The 21,506-nt window shown below is 43.8% G+C and carries 22 protein-coding genes, 9 tRNA genes and 2 rRNA genes; 29 read left to right on the forward strand and 4 right to left on the reverse strand.

Annotated features, from left to right (window positions below; translation table 11 throughout):
• The 13 genes from ACSVDE_RS17505 to ACSVDE_RS17565 form a co-directional block, all read left to right on the forward strand.
• Positions 1-120: ribosomal RNA gene (locus tag ACSVDE_RS17505) — 23S ribosomal RNA — on the forward strand; the annotation flags it as partial.
• Between the two features lie 202 nt (positions 121-322).
• Positions 323-438: ribosomal RNA gene (gene rrf / locus ACSVDE_RS17510) — 5S ribosomal RNA — on the forward strand.
• 25 nt (positions 439-463) lie between these two features.
• Positions 464-538: transfer RNA gene (locus tag ACSVDE_RS17515), tRNA-Asn, on the forward strand.
• Between the two features lie 3 nt (positions 539-541).
• A tRNA-Thr gene (locus ACSVDE_RS17520) sits at positions 542-617 on the forward strand.
• A gap of 16 nt (positions 618-633) precedes the next feature.
• A tRNA-Glu gene (locus tag ACSVDE_RS17525) sits at positions 634-708 on the forward strand.
• Positions 709-716: 8 nt separating this feature from the next.
• Positions 717-792: transfer RNA gene (locus ACSVDE_RS17530), tRNA-Val, on the forward strand.
• A gap of 78 nt (positions 793-870) precedes the next feature.
• A tRNA-Thr gene (locus tag ACSVDE_RS17535) sits at positions 871-946 on the forward strand.
• A 38-nt stretch (positions 947-984) separates the two neighbouring features.
• Positions 985-1,069, forward strand: a tRNA-Tyr gene (locus ACSVDE_RS17540).
• Between the two features lie 17 nt (positions 1,070-1,086).
• Positions 1,087-1,162, forward strand: a tRNA-Lys gene (locus tag ACSVDE_RS17545).
• Positions 1,163-1,200: 38 nt separating this feature from the next.
• Positions 1,201-1,274: transfer RNA gene (locus tag ACSVDE_RS17550), tRNA-Gly, on the forward strand.
• A 1-nt stretch (position 1,275) separates the two neighbouring features.
• Positions 1,276-1,351 (forward strand) — tRNA-Ala (locus tag ACSVDE_RS17555).
• A gap of 217 nt (positions 1,352-1,568) precedes the next feature.
• Positions 1,569-2,468, forward strand: a complete 900-nt coding sequence (rocF, locus tag ACSVDE_RS17560) for an arginase (RefSeq protein WP_439302266.1) — start codon at positions 1,569-1,571, stop codon at positions 2,466-2,468.
• A gap of 116 nt (positions 2,469-2,584) precedes the next feature.
• Complete coding sequence (locus ACSVDE_RS17565) at positions 2,585-3,382, forward strand: glycosyltransferase family 2 protein (protein WP_439302267.1); 798 nt, start codon at positions 2,585-2,587, stop codon at positions 3,380-3,382.
• Between the two features lie 74 nt (positions 3,383-3,456).
• On the opposite strand, the gene ACSVDE_RS17570 is transcribed toward ACSVDE_RS17565, so the two are convergent.
• Positions 3,457-3,633: a Spo0E family sporulation regulatory protein-aspartic acid phosphatase gene (locus tag ACSVDE_RS17570; protein WP_439302268.1), complete on the reverse strand. Its 177-nt coding sequence runs from the start codon at positions 3,631-3,633 to the stop codon at positions 3,457-3,459.
• Between the two features lie 180 nt (positions 3,634-3,813).
• Here ACSVDE_RS17570 and sigW point away from each other — a divergent pair, with 180 nt between their 5' ends.
• The 7 genes from sigW (at position 3,814) to ACSVDE_RS17605 (ending at position 11,887) form a co-directional block, all read left to right on the forward strand.
• On the forward strand, positions 3,814-4,383 hold the full coding sequence (sigW, locus tag ACSVDE_RS17575) for an RNA polymerase sigma factor SigW (RefSeq protein ID WP_439302269.1): 570 nt from the start codon (positions 3,814-3,816) through the stop codon (positions 4,381-4,383).
• Between the two features lie 11 nt (positions 4,384-4,394).
• Positions 4,395-5,033 (forward strand): anti-sigma factor, encoded by a 639-nt coding sequence (locus ACSVDE_RS17580; protein ID WP_439302270.1) that lies wholly within the window; start codon positions 4,395-4,397, stop codon positions 5,031-5,033.
• Positions 5,034-5,285: 252 nt separating this feature from the next.
• On the forward strand, positions 5,286-6,110 hold the full coding sequence (gene cdaA, locus ACSVDE_RS17585; protein WP_439302271.1) for a diadenylate cyclase CdaA: 825 nt from the start codon (positions 5,286-5,288) through the stop codon (positions 6,108-6,110).
• Positions 6,103-7,371: a CdaR family protein gene (locus tag ACSVDE_RS17590; RefSeq protein WP_439302272.1), complete on the forward strand. Its 1,269-nt coding sequence runs from the start codon at positions 6,103-6,105 to the stop codon at positions 7,369-7,371. Before cdaA ends, ACSVDE_RS17590 begins: the two co-directional genes overlap by 8 nt.
• 30 nt (positions 7,372-7,401) lie before the next feature.
• On the forward strand, positions 7,402-8,754 hold the full coding sequence (glmM, locus tag ACSVDE_RS17595; RefSeq protein ID WP_439302273.1) for a phosphoglucosamine mutase: 1,353 nt from the start codon (positions 7,402-7,404) through the stop codon (positions 8,752-8,754).
• A 462-nt stretch (positions 8,755-9,216) separates the two neighbouring features.
• Positions 9,217-11,019 (forward strand): glutamine--fructose-6-phosphate transaminase (isomerizing), encoded by a 1,803-nt coding sequence (gene glmS / locus ACSVDE_RS17600; protein WP_439302274.1) that lies wholly within the window; start codon positions 9,217-9,219, stop codon positions 11,017-11,019.
• 91 nt (positions 11,020-11,110) lie between these two features.
• Positions 11,111-11,887, forward strand: a complete 777-nt coding sequence (locus ACSVDE_RS17605) for a 3-hydroxybutyrate dehydrogenase (RefSeq protein ID WP_439302275.1) — start codon at positions 11,111-11,113, stop codon at positions 11,885-11,887.
• A 68-nt stretch (positions 11,888-11,955) separates the two neighbouring features.
• On the opposite strand, the gene ACSVDE_RS17610 is transcribed toward ACSVDE_RS17605, so the two are convergent.
• Positions 11,956-13,245 carry a GntP family permease gene (locus ACSVDE_RS17610; RefSeq protein WP_439302276.1) on the reverse strand — a complete coding sequence of 430 codons (1,290 nt, stop codon included), beginning with the start codon at positions 13,243-13,245 and terminating at the stop codon, positions 11,956-11,958.
• A gap of 140 nt (positions 13,246-13,385) precedes the next feature.
• Between ACSVDE_RS17610 and ACSVDE_RS17615 the strand changes: the two genes are divergently transcribed.
• Positions 13,386-14,657, forward strand: coding sequence for an MFS transporter (locus tag ACSVDE_RS17615; RefSeq protein ID WP_439302277.1), 1,272 nt, complete (start codon positions 13,386-13,388; stop codon positions 14,655-14,657).
• 77 nt (positions 14,658-14,734) lie between these two features.
• Entirely contained in the window at positions 14,735-14,872 is a 138-nt protein-coding gene (locus tag ACSVDE_RS17620) for a hypothetical protein (RefSeq protein WP_439302278.1), read from the forward strand.
• 77 nt (positions 14,873-14,949) lie between these two features.
• Here the strand turns inward: ACSVDE_RS17620 and ACSVDE_RS17625 are convergent, their stop codons facing one another.
• Positions 14,950-15,090: a hypothetical protein gene (locus ACSVDE_RS17625; RefSeq protein WP_439302279.1), complete on the reverse strand. Its 141-nt coding sequence runs from the start codon at positions 15,088-15,090 to the stop codon at positions 14,950-14,952.
• A gap of 36 nt (positions 15,091-15,126) precedes the next feature.
• The gene (locus ACSVDE_RS17630; RefSeq protein ID WP_439302280.1) at positions 15,127-15,711 is read right to left on the reverse strand and encodes a DUF6944 family repetitive protein; all 585 of its coding nucleotides are present in this window, start codon (positions 15,709-15,711) and stop codon (positions 15,127-15,129) included.
• Positions 15,712-15,847: 136 nt separating this feature from the next.
• On the opposite strand from ACSVDE_RS17630, the gene ACSVDE_RS17635 reads away from it, so the two are divergent.
• The 7 genes from ACSVDE_RS17635 to ACSVDE_RS17665 all read left to right on the forward strand — a co-directional run bounded on the left by ACSVDE_RS17635 (position 15,848) and on the right by ACSVDE_RS17665 (position 21,501).
• Complete coding sequence (locus tag ACSVDE_RS17635) at positions 15,848-16,636, forward strand: VOC family protein (protein WP_439302281.1); 789 nt, start codon at positions 15,848-15,850, stop codon at positions 16,634-16,636.
• 64 nt (positions 16,637-16,700) lie between these two features.
• A complete protein-coding gene (locus tag ACSVDE_RS17640) occupies positions 16,701-17,642 on the forward strand; it encodes an ornithine cyclodeaminase family protein (protein WP_439302282.1) in 942 nt (313 codons plus the stop codon).
• Positions 17,643-17,662: 20 nt separating this feature from the next.
• Complete coding sequence (locus ACSVDE_RS17645; protein WP_439302283.1) at positions 17,663-17,803, forward strand: hypothetical protein; 141 nt, start codon at positions 17,663-17,665, stop codon at positions 17,801-17,803.
• Positions 17,800-19,314 carry a sodium/proline symporter gene (locus tag ACSVDE_RS17650; RefSeq protein WP_439302284.1) on the forward strand — a complete coding sequence of 505 codons (1,515 nt, stop codon included), beginning with the start codon at positions 17,800-17,802 and terminating at the stop codon, positions 19,312-19,314. The genes ACSVDE_RS17645 and ACSVDE_RS17650 overlap by 4 nt, the downstream gene beginning before the upstream one ends.
• Before the next feature lie 249 nt (positions 19,315-19,563).
• Positions 19,564-19,932 carry a GntR family transcriptional regulator gene (locus ACSVDE_RS17655; RefSeq protein ID WP_439302285.1) on the forward strand — a complete coding sequence of 123 codons (369 nt, stop codon included), beginning with the start codon at positions 19,564-19,566 and terminating at the stop codon, positions 19,930-19,932.
• A gap of 1 nt (position 19,933) precedes the next feature.
• Complete coding sequence (locus ACSVDE_RS17660; protein WP_439302286.1) at positions 19,934-20,809, forward strand: ATP-binding cassette domain-containing protein; 876 nt, start codon at positions 19,934-19,936, stop codon at positions 20,807-20,809.
• Positions 20,806-21,501 carry a hypothetical protein gene (locus ACSVDE_RS17665; protein WP_439302287.1) on the forward strand — a complete coding sequence of 232 codons (696 nt, stop codon included), beginning with the start codon at positions 20,806-20,808 and terminating at the stop codon, positions 21,499-21,501. Before ACSVDE_RS17660 ends, ACSVDE_RS17665 begins: the two co-directional genes overlap by 4 nt.
• Positions 21,502-21,506 lie beyond the last annotated feature (5 nt).

The raw sequence follows: 21,506 nt of genomic DNA on the forward strand, positions 1-21,506 counted from the left end.
AGATTTCCCATCGCGTCAAGCGAGTAAGATCCCTCAGAGATGATGAGGTTGATAGGTCTGGTGTGGAAGCGTGGTGACACGTGAAGCTGACAGATACTAATCGATCGAGGACTTAACCATAAAAATGAACGCGGACTAACAACGTCACGTCCTGTGACAACGTCCGCACTAGCACATCCTGTGCGTCGTGTTTTCAAGAACCGTTAGTTATCTAGTTTTGAGGGAACATTTTTCTAAAAAAGTCCTTGCAAAAGCATTTTCTTTTTAGTAATATATATCTTGTCCTTACTAAGGATTGTGATTGTGGATCATTTTGAAATGGTCTGGTGATGATGGCGAAGAGGTCACACCCGTTCCCATGCCGAACACGGAAGTTAAGCTCTTCAGCGCCAATGGTAATTGGGGGCTTCCCCCTGTGAGAGTAGGACATCGCCGGGCCAACCTATTTAATTTCAATGATTATTCCACAGTAGCTCAGTGGTAGAGCTATCGGCTGTTAACCGATCGGTCGCAGGTTCGAGTCCTGCCTGTGGAGCCATTTGCTTCCATAGCTCAGCAGGTAGAGCACTTCCATGGTAAGGAAGAGGTCAGCGGTTCGAACCCGCTTGGAAGCTCCATCAAAATTTCAATAATGGCCCCTTGGTCAAGTGGTTAAGACACCGCCCTTTCACGGCGGTAACACGGGTTCGAATCCCGTAGGGGTCACCATCCATATTGGAGGATTAGCTCAGCTGGGAGAGCACCTGCCTTACAAGCAGGGGGTCGGCGGTTCGATCCCGTCATCCTCCACCATTTAATCTTTGCTGGTCTCACAGATCAACGATCTGAAATCGGGACGACAAAAAAATGAGTAGCATCTTATATTACTACGCTGGCCTAGCTCAATTGGTAGAGCAACTGACTTGTAATCAGTAGGTTGGGGGTTCAAGTCCTCTGGCCAGCACCATCTTCATTTTAAATTAGACTATTTAGTCTTTTTTTATTGGAGGGGTAGCGAAGTGGCTAAACGCGGCGGACTGTAAATCCGCTCCCTCCGGGTTCGGCGGTTCGAATCCGTCCCCCTCCACCATTTATTTAAAAGACTGCGAGCCATTAGCTCAGTCGGTAGAGCATCTGACTTTTAATCAGAGGGTCGAAGGTTCGAGTCCTTCATGGCTCACCAGTTTAGATTCGCTCTGATTGGATATAATTATGATATATGCGGGTGTAGTTTAGTGGTAAAACAAGAGCCTTCCAAGCTCTGGTCGTGAGTTCGATTCTCATCACCCGCTCCATGGGGCCTTAGCTCAGCTGGGAGAGCGCCTGCCTTGCACGCAGGAGGTCAGCGGTTCGATCCCGCTAGGCTCCACCATTACATAAACTCTTCAACTCTCTAAACAAATGTTTAGAGAGTTTTTTAGTATTTAGCACATGCTATACACAGAAAATGTAAACGCTTTATAATTATCCAAAACCAGAGACAAAACCGGTTAAATAGCGTATAAGTATACAGGTTTATGTCTAGTTGAACCACAGTATGATGAACCCCTACAATAGAGAGTGGAGCGAAATCAATGAGGAGGAAAAATATGAACAAGAATATCGGAATCTTAGGTGTTCCTATGGACCTTGGACAAATGCGCCGAGGTGTTGATATGGGTCCAAGTGCAATGAGATATGCAGGTCTGATCGAACGCTTAGAGAACCTTGGTTATGAAGTAGAAGACCATGGTGATGTTGAAATCCCTCAAAGAGAGAAAGTAGCTAGCACTGAAACGAATTTGAAAAACCTGCAAGGGGTCATTGAAGCAAGTACACGTCTTGCAGAAGGTGTGGACAAGATCATCCAAGATGGACATTTCCCACTCGTTCTTGGAGGGGATCACAGTATCGCCATCGGAACACTTGCTGGAGTATCGAAGCATTATGATAACTTAGGTGTCATCTGGTATGATGCGCACGGTGATTTGAATACAGGCGATACGTCCCCAAGTGGGAACATCCATGGTATGCCACTTGCAGTCAGCTTGGGAATCGGACATGAGAAGCTGAAGGATATCGGTGGGTATGGACCTAAGATCAAGCCTGAGAACATCGTCATTATCGGTGCTCGATCTCTTGATGAAGGAGAACGTGTATTGATTCGTGAAAAAGGCATCAAAGTATTTACAATGCACGAAATCGATCGTATGGGAATGCCGAAGGTTATGGAGGAAGCGATTGAATATGTCTCCAAAAACACAGACGGTGTACACTTGAGCTTGGATCTTGATGGTCTCGATCCAGCAGAAGCACCTGGAGTAGGTACTCCGGTATTAGGTGGCATCAGTTATCGTGAAAGCCACTTGGCGATGGAAATGCTTGAAGAAGCGAAGATCATCACGTCTGCTGAATTTGTGGAAGTGAATCCGATACTGGATGACAAAAACAAAACTGCGACTTGTGCAGTTGGACTAGTTGGCTCTCTATTTGGAGAAAAGTTAATATAAGAGAAATTCATCAAAAGGACCTTACCGAATTGTTTCGGTAGGGTCCTTTTTTCACGATAAGAATTTATTGCGAATACGTTGGAATAAGTAAGTGTAAGGGCGGGGAGGAAAAAAGGGTGAATGAAAAAGTATCGGTGCTTATACCCACATATAATAACGGCAAATATTTAAGAGAAGCAATTGACAGTATGTATGCTCAAACGTATACAAATTGGGAAGTGATCTTGGTAGATGATGCATCAACTGATCGAAGTATAGATTCAATAAGCGCTCTTCTTGAGGATGAGCGAATCACATTGGTTAAAAATCATGAAAATCTAGGAAAGGGCAAATGTTTGAACAAAGGATTGCAACTGATCCATACCCGCTTTTTTCTAGAGTTAGATGGTGATGATTGGCTACCTTCAGATGCGTTAAAAGTATTGATGGAAACAGCAGGGAAATCTGAGAGTGATGTCGCTCTTTTTACAGGGAATGTTATGTGGGTGTTTGAGAATGAGAAGGGGAAACAAAGGACCAAATATGAGAAAACAATTATGACACATGGGCGTTCACCTAAAGATCGTTATGAGATCCTTCTATCCAATTATGTTCCATACCCGCGGTTTTATCGAACAGAGTGTGTCAAAAGCATCGGTGGGTGGCCGGTAGTGCCGTACGACGGAAGACATGCAGATGACTTGCATATTTTCCTAAGGCTAATTGAGAAATACCGATTTGAATGGATTGATCAATTGATTTACTATTACCGCATGTATTCCAACAATCAGACGAATCGTAATCGAAAATATATCCAAGAAACGGTTGAATGGATTGTCCGCAATACTCTAAAAAGGTGGGGCGACGAATATGATCCTGACTTCACCATCAAAGGCGGTTATAAAGTAGTCAATAGATTAAATCTGAAAAACTAACCGTCCATAATATGCACAGTAAAAATTATTCCTGTATAAAAAGAAAATAGCAGCTTCATGTCGAAGCTGCTTACTTAGGATACTTTTATCATTTCACTCTTGATTCCATCGTAACGGTTGAGGAGGTCATCCAAGTACTGACTAATTTCAACAACCTCTGAGGAAAATAACGGTTTTTCTTTCGCCAGGGTCAACATTCTTTTTCTAGAGGTTTCGATTTCGTTCAATAGATAACGTTCTTCAGCTGACAACTCGCCCACCTGCTTTCGCTCGTAATGGTTGTTACTCATAATACCCGATATCTGTAAACATAAACCTATTTTTAACAAAAATATTCATCACCTGGATGTTTTCCCATGTTAGAATATGAGTTGGATAGTACTAATGGGGTATAAGGAAAATTTTGAGATCGCAAAATCGGGGGTTCCTATATGGATATAACGGTGAAGCGTTTGGTTAGATCAGTCAAAAAAGGGGATCAGAAAGCATTCGAAGAGCTGGTTGAAATATATAAAGATAAGGTATATCATATCGTCTATCGCATGTTGGGGAACGTGCATGAGGCGGAAGACATCGCACAGGATGCCTTTGTACGTGCTTATATACATATCGAGAAGTATAATGAAGCACATAAATTTTCAACTTGGCTATATAGAATTGCAACCAATTTGACAATCGACCGTATAAGAAAGAAAAAACCAGATTATTATTTAGATGCAGAAGTTGCGGGTGGAGAAGGATTGACCCTTTATTCACAAGTTGCAGTTGCAGAACAATTACCTGAAGAAAAAATTGAAACCTTTGAGCTTCAAGAACGTATACAAAGAGAGATTCTACAACTGCCTCCTAAATATCGTTCAGCAATAGCTTTAAAATATTTGGAGGAATTATCACTGAAAGAAATCAGCGATATCTTACAGATACCCGTTTCTACAGTCAAGACAAGAATCCATCGTGGGAGAGAAGCACTTAGAAAACGGTTGAAAGATCTGGATGGATAGGAGGATATGAGATGAAATGTGATAAGAAATATTCGTCCTATATGCACAAATGGGTAGACGAAAGCATTGAACCTCTCGAAAAAATCGAATTACTACAACATATAAAGGGATGTTCGGATTGTCATGAACAATTCGAGGAATTGAAAAATGTGGATCGAATGCTCGTAAGTCATCATTCGATCAAGGCGCCGAATGGTTTTACTTCAAAAGTGATGGAACGGTTACCACGTGAAAAGTCCACCTCAAAAATGCGCAGATGGTTTAAACATCATCCGCTCCTGACAGCAGCTGTTGTATTTCTGATATTGATGTCAGGATCCATTTACAGTGAATGGGGAGGAAACAAGGATAACCCGATCTCTGTCACCGCAAACGGTGCTCAAGTGAAGATTGACGAACAGAGCAAGCGTGTCATCGTTCCAGAAGGAGAAACCGTTAAAGGAGATCTAGTCGTACGGAACGGTGATGTTGAAATTGCTGGGATGGTAGAAGGAAATGTGACTGTCATCAACGGAAAACACTATCTGGCTTCCGCAGGGCATATAGCCGGTGAAAGTGAAGAAATCCATCAAGTAACGGAATGGGTCTGGTACAGGTTGAAAGAAGGATTCATGGGCATCAAGAACTGGTTTGTATCCGATCATGAGTAGGATTTTATCAATAGGCATTCATATTGGACAGGCATGAACAAGTGAGCCTGTCCTTTTTTCACGTTTTCGCAGAAAGGGATCGAATTTGGTAGAGAACATTAATTATTCCTTTACAACGGAGACAGAATACACCTCAATGTCGAAAAATAGAAATAGCTGCAAATTATGATATAATGTAAGAGTTACACTAGTAACAAACTGACCATTGTTGGAAACAATGATTCTAAGTTGATCAGTTTGGAGGATGACGAGATGTTTCCCGTTGGAGACTTTAACGTATTGAACTACATAAACGATATAATAGATATCCTCTTAGTCACCTATGTGATCTATAAACTTATCATGCTTATCAAAGGGACAAAGGCGATTCAACTGTTGAAAGGAATCACCGTCATTGTGGCGGTCTGGTTCTTCAGTGGTATCTTCAAGCTCAACACGTTGAACTGGCTCATGAATGAGGCGATTACATACGGGATTTTGGCGATCATCATCATATTCCAGCCTGAGCTGCGGAGAGCACTTGAGCAGCTAGGACGGGGAAGGTTCTTTTCTAGAGGGATGATTGCTGAAGAAGAGAAGAATCAGAAGACGATAGAAGCGTTGATGAAGGCGACCAATTATATGGCCAAACGTCGTATCGGAGCTCTGATTACACTTGAAAGAGAAACCGGGTTGGATGATTATGTGGAAACCGGAATTCCGATCAATGCACATTTGAGTTCCGAGTTGTTGATCAACATTTTCATTCCGAACACACCGTTACATGATGGAGCTGTCATCATCAATGACGATCAAATCTTGTCAGCTGCAAGTTATCTGCCATTATCGGAGAGTCCATTCATCTCGAAGGAACTCGGAACGAGACACCGTGCAGCACTCGGTATTTCAGAAGTGACAGACGGACTGACACTGGTGGTTTCTGAAGAAACTGGGCATGTTTCCCTGACGAAAAATGGGGAGCTGTACCGTAACTTAGATGAAGAGATGTTACGAAAACTATTAGAGGCCGAGATTATGAATAAATCTAAAGCAACTTCCTCATCGAAGTGGAACTGGAGGGGGAAGAAAGATGGATAGATTGCTTAAGAGTCATTGGTTTGTAAAAATAACTGCCTTTCTAGTCGCTCTAATGATGTACACGTCTGTCAATATTACGAATCAGGAAGCGAATGAAACGAACACGGAGATCCCTACAACCGGAGAAGAAATATTTAAAACCGTTCCACTTGAAGCTGAATACGATGATAATAAATATGTTCTTATGGGCTTACCGGATCGTGTGAAAGTTGAGTTCAACGGATCTAGAGCAGACCTTACAAAATTAGGGTTGCAGAGAGGTCAGACAGCTTATGTCGACTTGTCTGATAAAGGCCCCGGTCAATATGAAGCGAACTTGAAAATAGATAATATTCCGAATGGGATTGAGTACACATTTGAGGAACCGACCGTAACGGTTACGCTTCACGAGAAGAAAACAGAAACGTTCCCTGTAACCGTTCAGCTGCTGGATGAAGATCAGCTTGCGGATGGGTACATTGCTGGCACGCCTGAAATAGAACAAGATGAAATTGAAATCACAGGTGCAAAAGAAATCATTGATGAGATTAAATATGTACGAGCTTTCATCAATGTCGGCGATGCAAAAGAGACGTTCACACGTGAAGTCAAGATCCAAGCACTGAACAAGAGTTATGATCCGATTGATATTGTCATTGATCCTTCTACAACAGAAGTGACAGTACCAATCGATAATCCTAGTAAAGATCTACCTGTATCCATCGAACGGGAAGGTTCCGTCCCTGATGGCATTGAAGTAAGATCCATCACAGCGGAAGAAGAGGAAATTACGATCCATGCACCAAAAGATGTCTTGGATCAGCTGGACACCATCAACATCCCTGTTGATTTAAGCAACATCACCGAGGATGAGACTATAGAGGTGGAGGTTCCTTTACCAGACGGAGCATTCTATACCTCACCGAAGAAAGTGAAAGTCATCATTGATGTTGAACAGGTGGAAGATTCCTCAGGGGACTCACCGAATGAAACGGCAAGTACGAAAACATTCAAAGACCTTCCAATTCAGATCATGGGATTAGGAGAAGACCGGGAAGGGACCATCAGAGAGCCTGAAAATGGCGTTATGGATTTGACGGTCTCCGGTAAGGAAGAAGATTTGAATGCTTTATCAGAAGATAAGATTACTGCTTTTGTAGATGCTGAAGATTTATCAGACGGAGAGCATGACGTAAATATCGAGGTTGAGTTACCGGAATCTTTTACGTATGACTCGAAGTTGAAGAAAGCGACCTTAACCATCAGCGAAAGAACTGCCTAATGTATAAGGGAAGAAGGAGCGATTGAATTAATGGGTAAATATTTTGGAACAGACGGAGTCAGAGGTGTAGCAAATACCGAACTAACACCTGAATTAGCATTCAAATTAGGGCGTTTTGGCGGTTATGTTCTGACGAAAGAAACCCAAAAGCCAAAAATCATCATTGGACGAGATACACGGATTTCTGGTCACATGCTTGAAGGAGCATTGGTAGCAGGACTCTTATCCATCGGTGCGGAAGTGATGCGGTTAGGCGTCATCTCTACGCCAGGTGTAGCGTATTTGACGAAAGCATTAGGTGCTCAGGCTGGTGTCATGATTTCGGCATCACACAATCCTGTTGGAGATAATGGAATCAAGTTCTTCGGATCAGATGGTTTTAAACTGTTGGATCAACAAGAACAGGAAATTGAGGAGCTCATCGATCAGGATGAGGATCAGTTACCTAGACCGACAGGAATGGATCTTGGACTTGTGAGTGATTATTTCGAGGGTGGACAGAAATATCTGCAGTTCTTGAAACAAACGATCGACGAGGATTTCTCGAACCTCCGTATTGCATTGGATTGTGCACACGGTGCTGTTTCTTCACTTGCACCTCATTTGTTCGCCGACTTGGATGCGGATATCACAACGATCGGATCATCCCCGAATGGATTGAACATCAATGATGGTGTCGGATCGACTCACCCAGAAAAATTGGTTGAGCTTGTGAAAGAAAAAGAAGCAGATATTGGTCTTGCGTTCGATGGTGATGGCGATCGTCTGATTGCTGTAGATGAGAACGGTCAGATTGTCGATGGAGACCAGATCATGTTCATTTGTGCGAAGCACTTCTACAATGAAGGCAGATTGAAGCATGATACAGTCGTATCAACTGTGATGAGTAACCTTGGTTTTTACAAAGGCTTGGAAGAGTCGAATATTCAATCCGAACAGACAGCTGTCGGGGACCGCTATGTGATGGAACGCATGCGTGCAGGTGATTTCAACCTCGGTGGTGAACAATCGGGTCATATCATCTTCTTGGACCATGGTACGACTGGAGACGGACTGCTTTCTGCCTTACAACTCGTGAACATCATGAAGTTGACGAACAAACCATTATCGGAATTGGCAGGGGAAATGAAGAAGTTCCCTCAGTGCCTGAAGAACGTCAAGGTGACCGATAAACATAAAGTTATGGAAAACCCTAGCGTTAAAGAAGCGATTGAAAGCGTAGAAGCTGAAACGAATGGTAATGGACGTGTCCTTGTACGACCGTCTGGTACAGAGCCGCTCGTCCGCGTCATGGTTGAAGCACCGACTGAAGAGCTGTGTGAAGCCTATGCAGACAAAATTGCACGTGTAGTAGAAAGTGAAATGGGGTACATTCAACAGTAAGGTCATAAATCGACATTCGATTCGAATACTATGCAGGGCAGCTCGAGCACACGAAACGAGCTGCTTTTGCATAAATTTATATAAGGTTTTGACCATAATAGGAAAAGCTATAGGAAAAGAAGAATTAATCATTGACGCTGTTTTTGTTCTGGTGTATGATATTTCCATTCGAGCAAAGAAAGGAGGATCGTAAGGAATACGCAACAAAAAGCGCCTGGACTATTTCATCGGATAAATTTCCGACACCGCGGCGGTGAACGAAATAGTTGACGAGGAAAGAGGTTTATCGAATCATCGGCGGGTACCTCTCGGTTTACATCGACCGGAAGATCCATACTGAAAACACTGAGGCGACTTGGTGAACAAAGGGATGGATCCGATGTAACAAAAACAAATAGATGTTGGGGATCGATCATCCCCTTTTTTGAGGCTGATTGCCCCCCAACAGGGAGGTTTATTTCTATGTGTGGAATCGTTGGTTATATCGGAAATGAAGATACGAAAGAAATTTTATTAAAAGGGCTAGAAAAACTTGAATACCGCGGTTATGACTCTGCAGGTATCGCTGTCATGAACGACGAAGGTGTTCATGTTTTCAAAGAAAAGGGACGTATTGCTACACTTCGTGAAAACGTAGATGGAAATGTACCAGCGACGATCGGAATCGGACATACACGCTGGGCGACGCATGGTGCACCAAGTAAGACGAACGCGCACCCTCACCAAAGTACGTCAAAACGTTTTACGCTTGTGCATAACGGAGTCATTGAAAACTTCACTCAAGTACGTAAGGAATTCTTGAAGGATGTTGAATTGACGAGTGAAACCGATACAGAAATCATCGTTCAATTGATCGAGCATTTCGTAAAGGAAGGCCTTGAAGTTGAAGCAGCGTTCCGCGAAACGCTTTCTCTATTGAAGGGTTCTTATGCACTTGCGTTACTCGATAATGAAAACCCGGAAGTCATTTATGTCGGGAAAAATAAAAGTCCATTGCTTGTCGGTCTAGGAAATGGCTACAACGTCGTAGCTAGTGACTCTATGGCAATGCTACAGAAGACCGATCAGTTCGTTGAATTGATGGATGAGGAAATTGTCCTTGTATCTAAGGATGAAGTGACAATCAAAGACTTAGATGGTGAAGTAAAGGAACGTGAACCGTTCACAGCAGAGCTTGATGCATCTGATATTGAAAAAGGAACGTATCCTCACTACATGCTGAAAGAAATCGATGAGCAACCCATCGTCATCCGTAACATCATCAACCAGTATCAAAACGAAAAAGATGAGCTGAAACTCGATGACGATATCCGTAAAGCGATGAAGAAAACGGACCGTGTTTACATCATCGCATGTGGAACGTCTTATCACGCTGGTCTTGTCGGGAAAGAACTGATTGAAAAAGTCGCTCACGTACCTGTTGAGGTGCATATTGCGAGTGAGTTCTCTTATAACATGCCGATGCTCTCTGAAAAGCCATTATTCATTTTCATCTCTCAAAGTGGAGAGACGGCAGACAGCCGTGCAGTACTCGTGCAGGTGAAGAAACTTGGTCATAAAGCACTCACCATCACGAACGTACCAGGATCGACACTGTCCCGTGAAGCGGATTACACATTGTTGCTGCACGCAGGACCAGAGATCGCGGTCGCTTCAACGAAAGCCTATACAGCACAAATCGCTGTTCTATCGATTCTTGCAGCTGACACAGCGAAGTCAAAAGGAGTCGACATGGACTTCGACTTGATGAAGGAATTGAGTATTGTCTCCAATGCGATTGAAGCATTATGCGATCAGAAAGAAGAATTCGAAAAAATCGCTCGTGAATATCTGTCTGTCACACGCAACTGCTTCTTCATCGGACGTGGCATGGACTACCATGTTGTCTTAGAAGGTGCGCTGAAGCTAAAGGAGATCTCTTACATCCAGGCAGAAGGATTCGCTGGAGGAGAGCTGAAGCACGGTACAATCGCGTTGATTGAAGAAGGAACACCTGTCATTGCACTTGCGACACAAGAACACGTGAACTTGAGCATCCGTGGAAACGTGAAAGAAGTGAGTGCTCGTGGAGCTTATACATGCACGATCAGTACAGAAAGCCTTGCGGATGAAGAAGATCGCATCGTCATTCCGGATGTGCATCCATTGCTCACACCTCTTGCGAGTGTCATCCCATTACAATTGATTTCTTACTACGCAGCACTGCACCGTGACTGCGACGTAGATAAACCACGTAACTTAGCTAAATCAGTTACTGTAGAATAACGAACCAAATCCTTGCAGGTTTCCATAACTGCAAGGATTTTTTATTTTTGGGTAATCTAAGCGTGAATGAATGTTAAGGAGGATGCTCATCATGCTTGAAGGTAAAACAGCCCTTATCACTGGCTCAGGGCAGGGTATTGGTTTAGAGATTGCTACGGAATTTGCCAAAGCCGGCGCAAAGGTCATGTTGAATGATATTAACGAAGATACATTGAAAGAGTCGGTGGACAGCTTAAATGCCCAGGGATATACGGTTGAAGGTGTTGTGGCAAACGTTGCAAAGGAAGAAGACGTTAAGAATGCCATCGAAAAAACAGTGGAGACGTTTGGACGGATCGACATTCTTGTCAATAATGCCGGCATCCAACACGTCGCACCAGTTGAAGAGTTTCCAAGCGAGAAATTCGATTTGATCCTCGATATCATGCTGAAAGGTCCTTTCTATGGAATCAAGTACGCCTTCCCACATATGAAAGAACAGGGCTACGGGCGTATATTGAACATGGCTTCCATCAATGGATTGATTGGATTCGCTGGAAAAGCGGGCTATAACAGTGCGAAACATGGGGTTATCGGTTTGACGAAAGTAGCTGCATTAGAAGGGGCAGATCATGGAGTCACTGTAAACGCAATTTGTCCAGGATATGTCGACACACCATTGGTTCAAAACCAATTGGAAGACTTGGCGAAGACCCGGAATATCGAAAAAGAAAAAGCGCTTGAAGAAGTCATCTATCCACTCGTACCTCAAAAAAGACTGATTCAAGTTCAGGAAGTAGCTGACTACGCAATCTTCCTTGTCAGTGAAAAAGCGAAAAGTATTACCGGACAAGCAGCTGTAATCGATGCTGGATACACTGCTCAGTAATATGCACATAAGTAAAGCTCAACCCAAAACGGGTCGAGCTTTTTTTGTATTTGTTGATTGGGATCAGCTTAGTTGATACCCATCATCGCAAGGAAGATGATCGCGATTGTTGCAATCATCGGAATGAGCAATCCGACGACAAATACATCCTTATACGAATCTTTATGGGTCAAGCCTGTTACAGTGAACAACGTCAGTAACGCACCATTATGGGGTAAAATGGACGCCCCGGAAGCTACGGATGTAATCCGGTGAAATGCTTCAAGGCTCATATTGTTGTTGGTAGCGATATTGTAATACTCCTCACCAAGAGCCTCCAACGCAATTCCCATACCACCGGAAGCAGAACCGGTAATCATGGCGAGTAATTGGACGGCAAATGCTTCAGAAAAGAATGGACTGAGCGGGATAGAGAAGATGAGATCTTTTACCGTATCAAAGCCAGGAGAAGCGGTTACCACGGATCCGAAACCAACGGCTGCACTCGTATTGATTGTTGCCAAAACCGACCCCGAAGCTCCGCCATTGATGGAACCGATGAATGCTTTGTATTGCTTATAGTTGAAGAGCATGATGAGTAAGATTCCAATCAATAAGGCAGTAAGGATACTGATATTTTCAAATGCGTTCAAGGTGATGACGACAGCAATCAGTGGAATGACCGATAAAATCCAGTTCGGGAGTTCATCTTCATCTACGCTGTTCACCTGATTATCCCCTTTAGGCTCGGTGAAAAGGTCATCCTTTTTCGTAAGTTGTCTCTCTCGGAACTTCAAGTAGAAGAAACCACCGACAGCCATGATCAATCCGGCAACGATCCCAAGAATGGGTGCTGCCATCGTTGATGTTTTGAATGTTTCAATCGGGATGATGTTTTGAATTTGCGGTGTTCCTGGTATAGCGGTCATCGTAAAAGTGAATGCGCCAAGAACGAAAGTGGATGGAATCAGCTTTCTAGAAACATTTGCTTTCCGGAACATGGCGACGGCCAACGGATACACGGCGAATACGACAACGAATAAACTAACGCCCCCATATGTCAGGATGGCAGCGGATAGGAGCATCCCTAGTATGGCGCGTTTTTCTCCAATGACGTTTGATATTTTGTACGCTACCGATTGTGCAGCACCGGTATCTTCCATCAGCTTTCCAAAGATCGCTCCGAATAAGAAGATCGGAAAGTACGACTTGGCAAAACCGACGAAACCAGCCATGTATGTACCTGTATACGTATCAAGGATATCCATCCCGCTTAATATGGCGACAATACCGGAAACCAGTGGTGCAATCCAAATGATAGACCAGCCCAGGTAAGCGAGTAACATCAATAATGCGAGTCCGATAAGGATACTGATCATTTCTTAGGTCCTCCTAAAAAATCATTTCTTGACCTTAATATGTCCAGATAACGTATTTCAATGAGAAACATTCCTGTTGGTGTTTTTTTGCCGGTTGTGAAATAATCTTCTCAAGGGAAATACGGATTGTGGGTGAGGGTATGAAAAGGATCCATTACAGCTGGGTCATATTGATTGTTACGTTCTTTTCCATTATTGTAGCGGGGATCATCCGATCATCTTCCGGCGTGTTCATCGATCCTTTTGAGAATGAGTTCAACTGGGATCGGTCCATCATATCGTTAGCCTTTGCAATCAGTTTGTTTTTGTACGGCATTTCAGGGCCATTTATGGCGGCGTTGATTGAAGTCCTCGGATTGAAGAAGATGATGGTGCTCTCCATGACCACGTTGCTTGGGGGTATCTTACTCACTTTCTTGATGCAAGAATCGTGGCAACTCATCTTGATTTGGGGTGTCATCATTGGACTTGGTTCTGGTTTGTTTTTAACCGTCCTCAGCCCCTATATCGCGAATCGTTGGTTTGAAGAACGAAGAGGTCTAGCAGTCGGAATACTGACCGCGAGCACTGCAACGGGTCAATTGATCTTACTTCCGGTTTTGGCATTGATCATCGAAAACTATTCCTGGCGTCATGCAGTTGGATTGATTCTCGTACTTTGTGCCTTGATGCTATTGATTATCCTATTGTTTATGAAGAATTCACCCAAGGATGTCGGAGTCTTACCGTATGGTCAAGAGGTGGAATCAGAGGAAGAAGAGGAAATACATAAAAGGAATCCAATTGTCATTGCGTTCAACGGATTGAAGGAAGCAGTCAGGGTGAAGGCATTTTGGCTCCTTGCAGGGAGTTTCTTCATATGCGGACTCTCCACAAGTGGACTGATCGGAACGCATTTCGTCTCTTACTGTATCGGCTATGGGATCCCTCTTGTAACGGCTGCCTGGTTATTATCGTTCATGGGCATCTTCGATTTGATCGGCACGACGATTTCCGGATGGTTGTCCGACCGTTTCGATAATCGCTGGCTCTTATTTTGGTATTACCTGTTGAGGGGTGCATCCCTTTTATTATTGCCGTTTGCTCTCTCTGAAGGTTCGATTGTATTGCTGACGATTTTCTCCATTTTTTACGGTTTGGATTGGATTGCAACTGTTCCACCGACAATCAGCATCTCGAGACAAATATTCGGAGTGAAAAAAAGCGGAATCGTATACGGCTGGATTTTCGCTTCACACCAAGCGGGTGCAGCCGTAGCTGCCTTTACTGGTGGAGTGATATACAAAATCTTCGACTCCTACACGTGGGCATTTTTATTAGCCGGCGTCTTTTGTGGGTTAGCAAGCTTGTTCGTTCTTGTCATTAAGAAGCAGAATTCGAAGGCCGATGTCGCACCAAGAATGATTTCTTAAAAAAAATGAAGAAAATAGGTTTCGAACTATGCGAAAGAGGGAATAAGTAATTTACCATTTTAGCGAGGAGGGGGAGTATGCAAGTGTTAAAGCCGTTGGACAAGAAGACAAGACCAGTGAAGTACTCATCCGATCCTGCCTTGAAAAAAGATTTGAAGCTACAAACAGAAGATAGGAAAGTGGAATTCAAACAAACTTTCTTGAATCCATGTTAATGAAAATGACGCTGAAAAGACCTAAGTTGAACAAGCTTAGGTCCTTTTTTATGCGCTGAAAATGCCAAGCTGTTTCATCATTTTTCTTGATCTGATCTTACTTTCGGCATTAGATCGACGTTCTTACAATATTGACTGAGTCCGATTGCACTGAAAAGAAGAAGGATGGCTCCACCTAAAAAGGATCCGAACCATATCATGCGTCTTTCCTGGCTCATTTCACATCACCTCAAGATTAACTTCCCCAATCCAGGCTATGTAGATTCGGTCGATAAGAAATCTTTCGTGATCGCGATGGCAGTTAAAGTGGCTCCTGCGGTCTGAGCATAGCTTCCGAAAGCCTGGATCTGAATCCCTTCCGCCATGTTGTCTTTTAAAATATACAGAACACCAATCGCTTCGAGTATCCCGCCGAATGACTGGAGCAATTGCCCTCGGGATGCGAGTTCAGCTTCAATGAGCTCACCCTCCAAATGAGACAAGGACTCCAGAAACGCACCGATCGATTGGATGGAGTCTCCGAAAAGGTCCAGAAACAATCCCTCAATTTCAAATCCTCGGATGATTTGGTAGGCGGCGTAACTATTCGTAATGTTTCCTGCCGATTGCAGCCAGGCTCCCAAAATTCCATCGCTGTTCTCAGGTTCGGTGTTGGTTTTACCAATCGCCTGCAAAGAGTTTCCGAATGCTTCAACACCGTTTCCAATCAAGGCAAGAGAATTTCCCTCTACATTATTTTCATCCTTTTCAAGAACGATGACGGTTTGTCCGGAAGCATTGATGAAGGTTCCTAAAGCTTGAATCCATACGCCTGCAACCTCCAGCAATTTCGGAAACATCCTACGCCCTCCCAAAAGACCGTTCTTAGATTACTATATACCGAAATGAAAACGTTGTTCGTTGAAAAAGGACATTGTTGGATGGAAATCGAACGAGGTACTTGTACTGAATTGAATATGGAAAGGAAGTGAGCGGATGATTACAGGATTGGATCATGTAGTCCATTTTACGAAACAGCCCGAAAGTGCGAAAAATGCGTTTGAATTGCTCGGCTTGAATGCCCTTTATGGAGGTGATCATCCCAACTGGGGAACGTATAATTGTTTGAGCTTTTATGAGCGCTTAGCCTACATTGAATGGATCGGCATCCAAAATAGGCAAGTCGCTGAACATTCGGATAACCCATTGATTCAACAAATTGCCTGGGATGCTGCAGCGGAACGAGAGGGGTTCTCCCAACTGGCTTTCCGGACGGACAGGTTACTGAATTTGAAAGATCATTTGGAAGCCGAAGGACATGAAACGATAGGACCTGTGCACGGTCAACGGAAAAAAGGGGATGGATCTTTATTGGAATGGTCGATGCTTTTCTTGAAACAGGATGATCATTCACCGATTCGATATCCATTCTTCATCGAATGGGGACAACCGGATACCGTTCGTGAACGTGAACTGGCCGCACTTATGGAACATCCTACAGGGCGCTCAGAGCTAGACTATGTTGGTTTTAACTGCGTAAACCCATCAGTGTGGGCTGATCGATACGGTTCTGTATTAATGGCTGAACGACAACCCGAAGAGAAGCAGGATGAATTCGGTGCATACTTTGAGTTGCGGATTCATTGGACGTCGGTTCGTTTTTATGACCATTCTGATTCCTCTTTCAGAGATCTCTCGCCTCACCCTGTCATTGTAGGCATTAAAGGATCCACTACAAATGGTTTGCAAAAGATGGCTGGCGGGGCCTATCATTTCCACGAGTAGACAAAATAGTTTGAAAAAAGACATCGTTTTATTTATTATGTGAAAAAAAGGAGGTGAGAGCTTCATGAAGCTGATCAATGAAACGGAAATACGTGAAAAGGTTACTGTGGGGAAACTGATTGAAAAAATGGATGCTTACCTTTCTGAGAACAGGGAGATGGAGATGATCGATCGGATGCATATGGAGGATGAAGGAAATACGGTACTGATCATGCCTTCCTTTGACCCCGACTATTATGCGATCAAACTTGCAGGAGTAGCACCTGGAAATCGAGAACTCCAAAAGCCGACGATTCATGCATCGGTCATCCTCCATGACCGAAATACGTTGGAGCCTTTAGCGTTCATGGACGGTACGGCAATTACAGAACTAAGGACAGGAGCGATCGGTGGTCTGAGCATGAAATATCTTTCTAAGAAATCTGCTCGAAGCATAGGGATCGTCGGAACAGGTATTCAGGGGTGGAGTCATCTCGAAGCCGGGATGGCCGTCAGGGATATTGAAGAAGTCTATTTACATAACCGTAGCCCTGAAAAACTTGAAGCGTTCAAGAACCGGGTCCGAGAAGCTTATCCAGATGTAACCGTAAAATCTGCGAGTGTAGAAGAGCTCGTCGAATCATCGGATATCATCGTGACGACTACGACTTCTTCAACGCCTGTATTACCAGATCGTGAGCCGAGCTTTTGGGAAGGAAAGCATATTGTGGCGGTCGGTTCGTTCAGACCGGACATGCAAGAACTCCCGGAGTCTCTGTTAAAGATCCAGCAGACATTTTTCGTGGATACTCCAACAGCTCTCAAGGAATCAGGAGACATGTTGAAAGCGAAAGAATTACATGGAGATGGGATAAGATTTTCTTCCCTTACGGAATTCATGGACAGATCCAATGAGATCGAACAACCGTTTACTGTATTCAAATCCGTTGGGATGGCTCTGTATGATTTGATTACGGCAAAAACGATCTACGAACAGAGTGTCCGATACAAAGCAACCCGTACATAATGACAAAAGGAGATGGAACAATGAATTTTGAGATATTCATGGGATTGATTGGCGTACCAGTCGGCATCATCTTAACAGCCATCATCTGTTATTTCGTGACTGGGAAGAAAGAAAAGAATGCAAGTGTTGAAGTGAACAAGGAAGGGGGCATTCCAAAATGAGTGCCCATCCTCTGACGATCACCGTTTTGGTCATCTACTTGCTCTTATTACTGCTCATCGGAGTGACGAGTTCGAAGAAAAGCTCGGGTGGACTGACAGATTTCTTCCTCGCTGGAAGAGGTCTTGGTAAGTGGACTGTAGCCTTAAGTGCAGTCAGCTCTGGACGGAGCGGCTGGCTTGTTCTTGGTGTGACCGGTATGGCATATGCGAGCGGACTCCTCGCAGTCTGGGCATTAGCCGGTTTCATCACTGTCGAAGTGTTCATGTTCTTTTTTGTGGCAAGGCGTTTCCGGAAGTACAGTGAAAAAACAGACAGCATTACCGTTCCGGATATATTGGAGACCCGATACAAAGACAAGTCCAATCTATTACGGATTACAAGCGCACTGATTATTGCGTTCTTCATGATTGCGTATGTTGGAAGCCAAGTTGTGGCCGGCGGTACAGCGTTCTCTTCTAGTCTCGGTTTTTCGACGACAGGAGGCATGTGGTTTACAGCGATCATCTTACTGGCTTATACCGTTCTCGGTGGCTTCCATGCGGTCAGTAAGACGGATGTGTTACAAGCCGGTTTCATGTTCTTGTCCCTCGTCGTCCTTCCGATTGTCGCCATCATAGGGTTAGGCGGTTTCGGGCCGATATTGGATGCATTGAATAACCAGGGTCCTTCCTATTACGGTGTGTTCAGCTTCGGTTTCGGTGCAGCGATGAGTTTGGTCGGTATCGGTTTCGGAAGTCCGGGCAATCCTCATATTCTTGTACGTTATATGTCTTTGAAAAACATTAAAGAAATGAGACAAGCAGCTCTCATCGGTTCGATCTGGAATGTTGTGATGGGATGGGGCGCAATCATGGTCGGATTAGCCGGACGTGCCTACTTCCCTGACATCTCTTCGTTACCTGATGAAAACCAGGAAGCGGTGTTCACCTCATTAGGGAGTGAATTGCTGAACCCGTTTTTCATGGGGATCTTGTTGGTCGCCATATTGGCAGCAATCATGTCTAGTGCGGACAGTCAGCTCCTGGTGGGATCTAGTTCCTTAGTACGGGATGTCTATGATCGTCTGCTTGGAAAAGGAAAAACATTAGATGGTAAAAAACTCGTCCTATACAGCCGAGTTTCTATTGGGTTACTCATGCTGCTGTCTGTGTGGCTTGCATTTTCTGCACAAGAATTCGTTTTCTGGATGGTGCTTTTTGCGTGGGGCGGCCTAGGCGCGTGCTTCGGACCTGCGTTGTTACTCACCTTTTACTGGAAAGGTACGACGAAACAGGGTGTTTTCTGGGGAATGATCGTCGGATTGATTACCGTCATCCTTGTCAAAAAGCAACCTGAGTGGACGTATGTTTTCCTTGGGGATGTGAAGGCGTTTTTCTCCAATATCCTGTTTGGCATCACGTATGAAGCGGTACCAGGCTTTCTCATGTCCTTACTTGTCACAGTTGGCGTGAGTCTATTTACGAAAAAACCAGCAGATGCAGAAGAAACGATTGATGACTTAGCTTCTTGATGAATTTTTGTAAAAAAATATGACTTACCCATAAAGAAGCTATGAGTAGCTCAATCATAGAAAATCAAAAAGTGGAAGACTCATTTGAGCTGACCCGTAATTTTCGGGTCAGCTTTTTTTATGGTAAAGAAAAGTTTTCCAAAAAATGCTTTACAATTTATGGAGAAGGTAATATAGTTAGTTACATAAGTAACTAACCAACTAAGTTCTGCATATACATGATTAAAGGTTGAGAAAGGAGGTTTCTGCTTGAAGCCTACATTAGATGAATCACAACCGATTTTTCACCAGATTGCTACGATGATCATGGATGAGATTGTAGAAGGGCGCATGAAAGAAGGAGAACGGGTTCCTTCGACGAATGAGCTGTCCCGTTTTTACAACATTAATCCGGCAACGGCTCGGAAAGGGCTCCAAACGCTGGTGGATTCAAACATCATATACAAACAAAGGGGTGTAGGGATGTTCGTGAAAGAAGGAGCGAAGCAACAGTTGATTGAGCAAAGGAAGAACGAATTTCATGCAGATTATATTGAACCATTGCTTAGGGAAGCACAGCGGATCCACTTAAGTGTGGATGCCGTGATCGATTTGATTAAAACAGGAAAGGGTGAATGACATGATTGAATTGAATGGAGTCAGCTACTCTTATCACGCAGAGCCGGTATTGCAGAAGGTTACGTTCAAAGAAACGGAACCTACGATAACCTGTCTTTGGGGTAGGAATGGCGCAGGGAAAACGACCGTGATGAAGCTCATCTCAGGAATCTATGCTCCGACCGATGGAGAAGTCCGCATCATGGATCAAATGCCATACAACAATGACGAAGCACAAAAATATCTCTGTTTCATGCAAGAGAACCATCCGTTCAACCCTGATTGGAAAGTGAAAGAAGTTCTTCACATTGCGAAAGCGTACCACCCGAATTGGAGTGATGAAACGGCCCAGCAATTGCTGAAGCTCTTCAAACTTCCGACTAAGAAGAAAATGAAGGCGTTGTCCAAAGGGATGAAGACGGCTGTGCAGCTCATCATCGGCATCTCGAGTCATGCGGACATCACCATCCTTGATGAACCGACGAACGGACTGGATGCGGTCATCCGAAAACAGTTTTATAAATTTTTGATGGACAGTTATGAAGAACATCCAAGACATTTCTTGCTTTCCACCCACCACATCAATGAAATTCAACCTCTATGTGAATCCATTGCCATTGTGCATAACAAAAACATCATCCTACATGAACAGATGGAAACGTTCAGGAACAGAGGGGTCATGTTAACGGGGGATTCTGCTAAAATCACTGAACTGACGACAGATGTAAAGGTTCTCGAAAGGGAAGAACTCAGTCACATCACAAGGGTGATGATAGATGAACTTTATACGGATCAGTGGAAGGATGTAGGGAGAGCCCATCCAGTGACGGTAGAGAAAGCAGACCTGCAGGATTACTTGATTAACCTGACAAGTGAACAAGAGGAGGTAAAAGTATGATGTCATCAATGAGTGGTACAGCTAGATTGATTTATTCGGATATTCGAAAGATTTCTCAACTCATGTGGTTGATTACCCTGTTGTTGGCAACTGCTTGGATCATATTTGGTATCACCCTTGACCCTACCGGTTTTTCAACAAGCATATCAGGTCCGTTATACATCGGCTTATTCATGGTGTATCCGATTATAGCGATCACCAACACCTTTAAATATGCGATCGGATTTGGAAGTACCCGTATTCAATATTTGAAAGTGTTCTATGGGATGGGCCTCCTGATGGTCCTCATCAATATGTTTCTGTTCAATGTGCTTTATGCGTTTCTCGGTATGCTTACGGAGCGGGGTATTCTAGGGTTTGAATTTCTTCACACAGGAATGATGTCTTCCTACAACGGGTTTTTGGATTATGTATGGATTGATATTATGGCAGGATTAGCGTTATTCGGCATTACATTTTTCATAGCGGCTACATGGTTCCGTTTCGGCTTCATCCGATTTTCAATTGGCTTCACTGTCATTGCATTCATCGGCTATATCTTTCACGTAACCGTCGCATATGACGCTTTCATTGAGTGGATGTTCACACTCGATAGCCTGGTCGGGTTCAGTTTATTCGGATTGATCGGTTTGGTCCTTCTGTTCGCTACTTTCCCGTTGCTCCGCAATGCGCCATTACATTATCAATCCTAAAAAAA

The sequence above is a fragment of the Pseudalkalibacillus sp. Hm43 genome, from assembly GCF_051842935.1.
Classification (GTDB): domain Bacteria; phylum Bacillota; class Bacilli; order Bacillales; family Fictibacillaceae; genus Pseudalkalibacillus.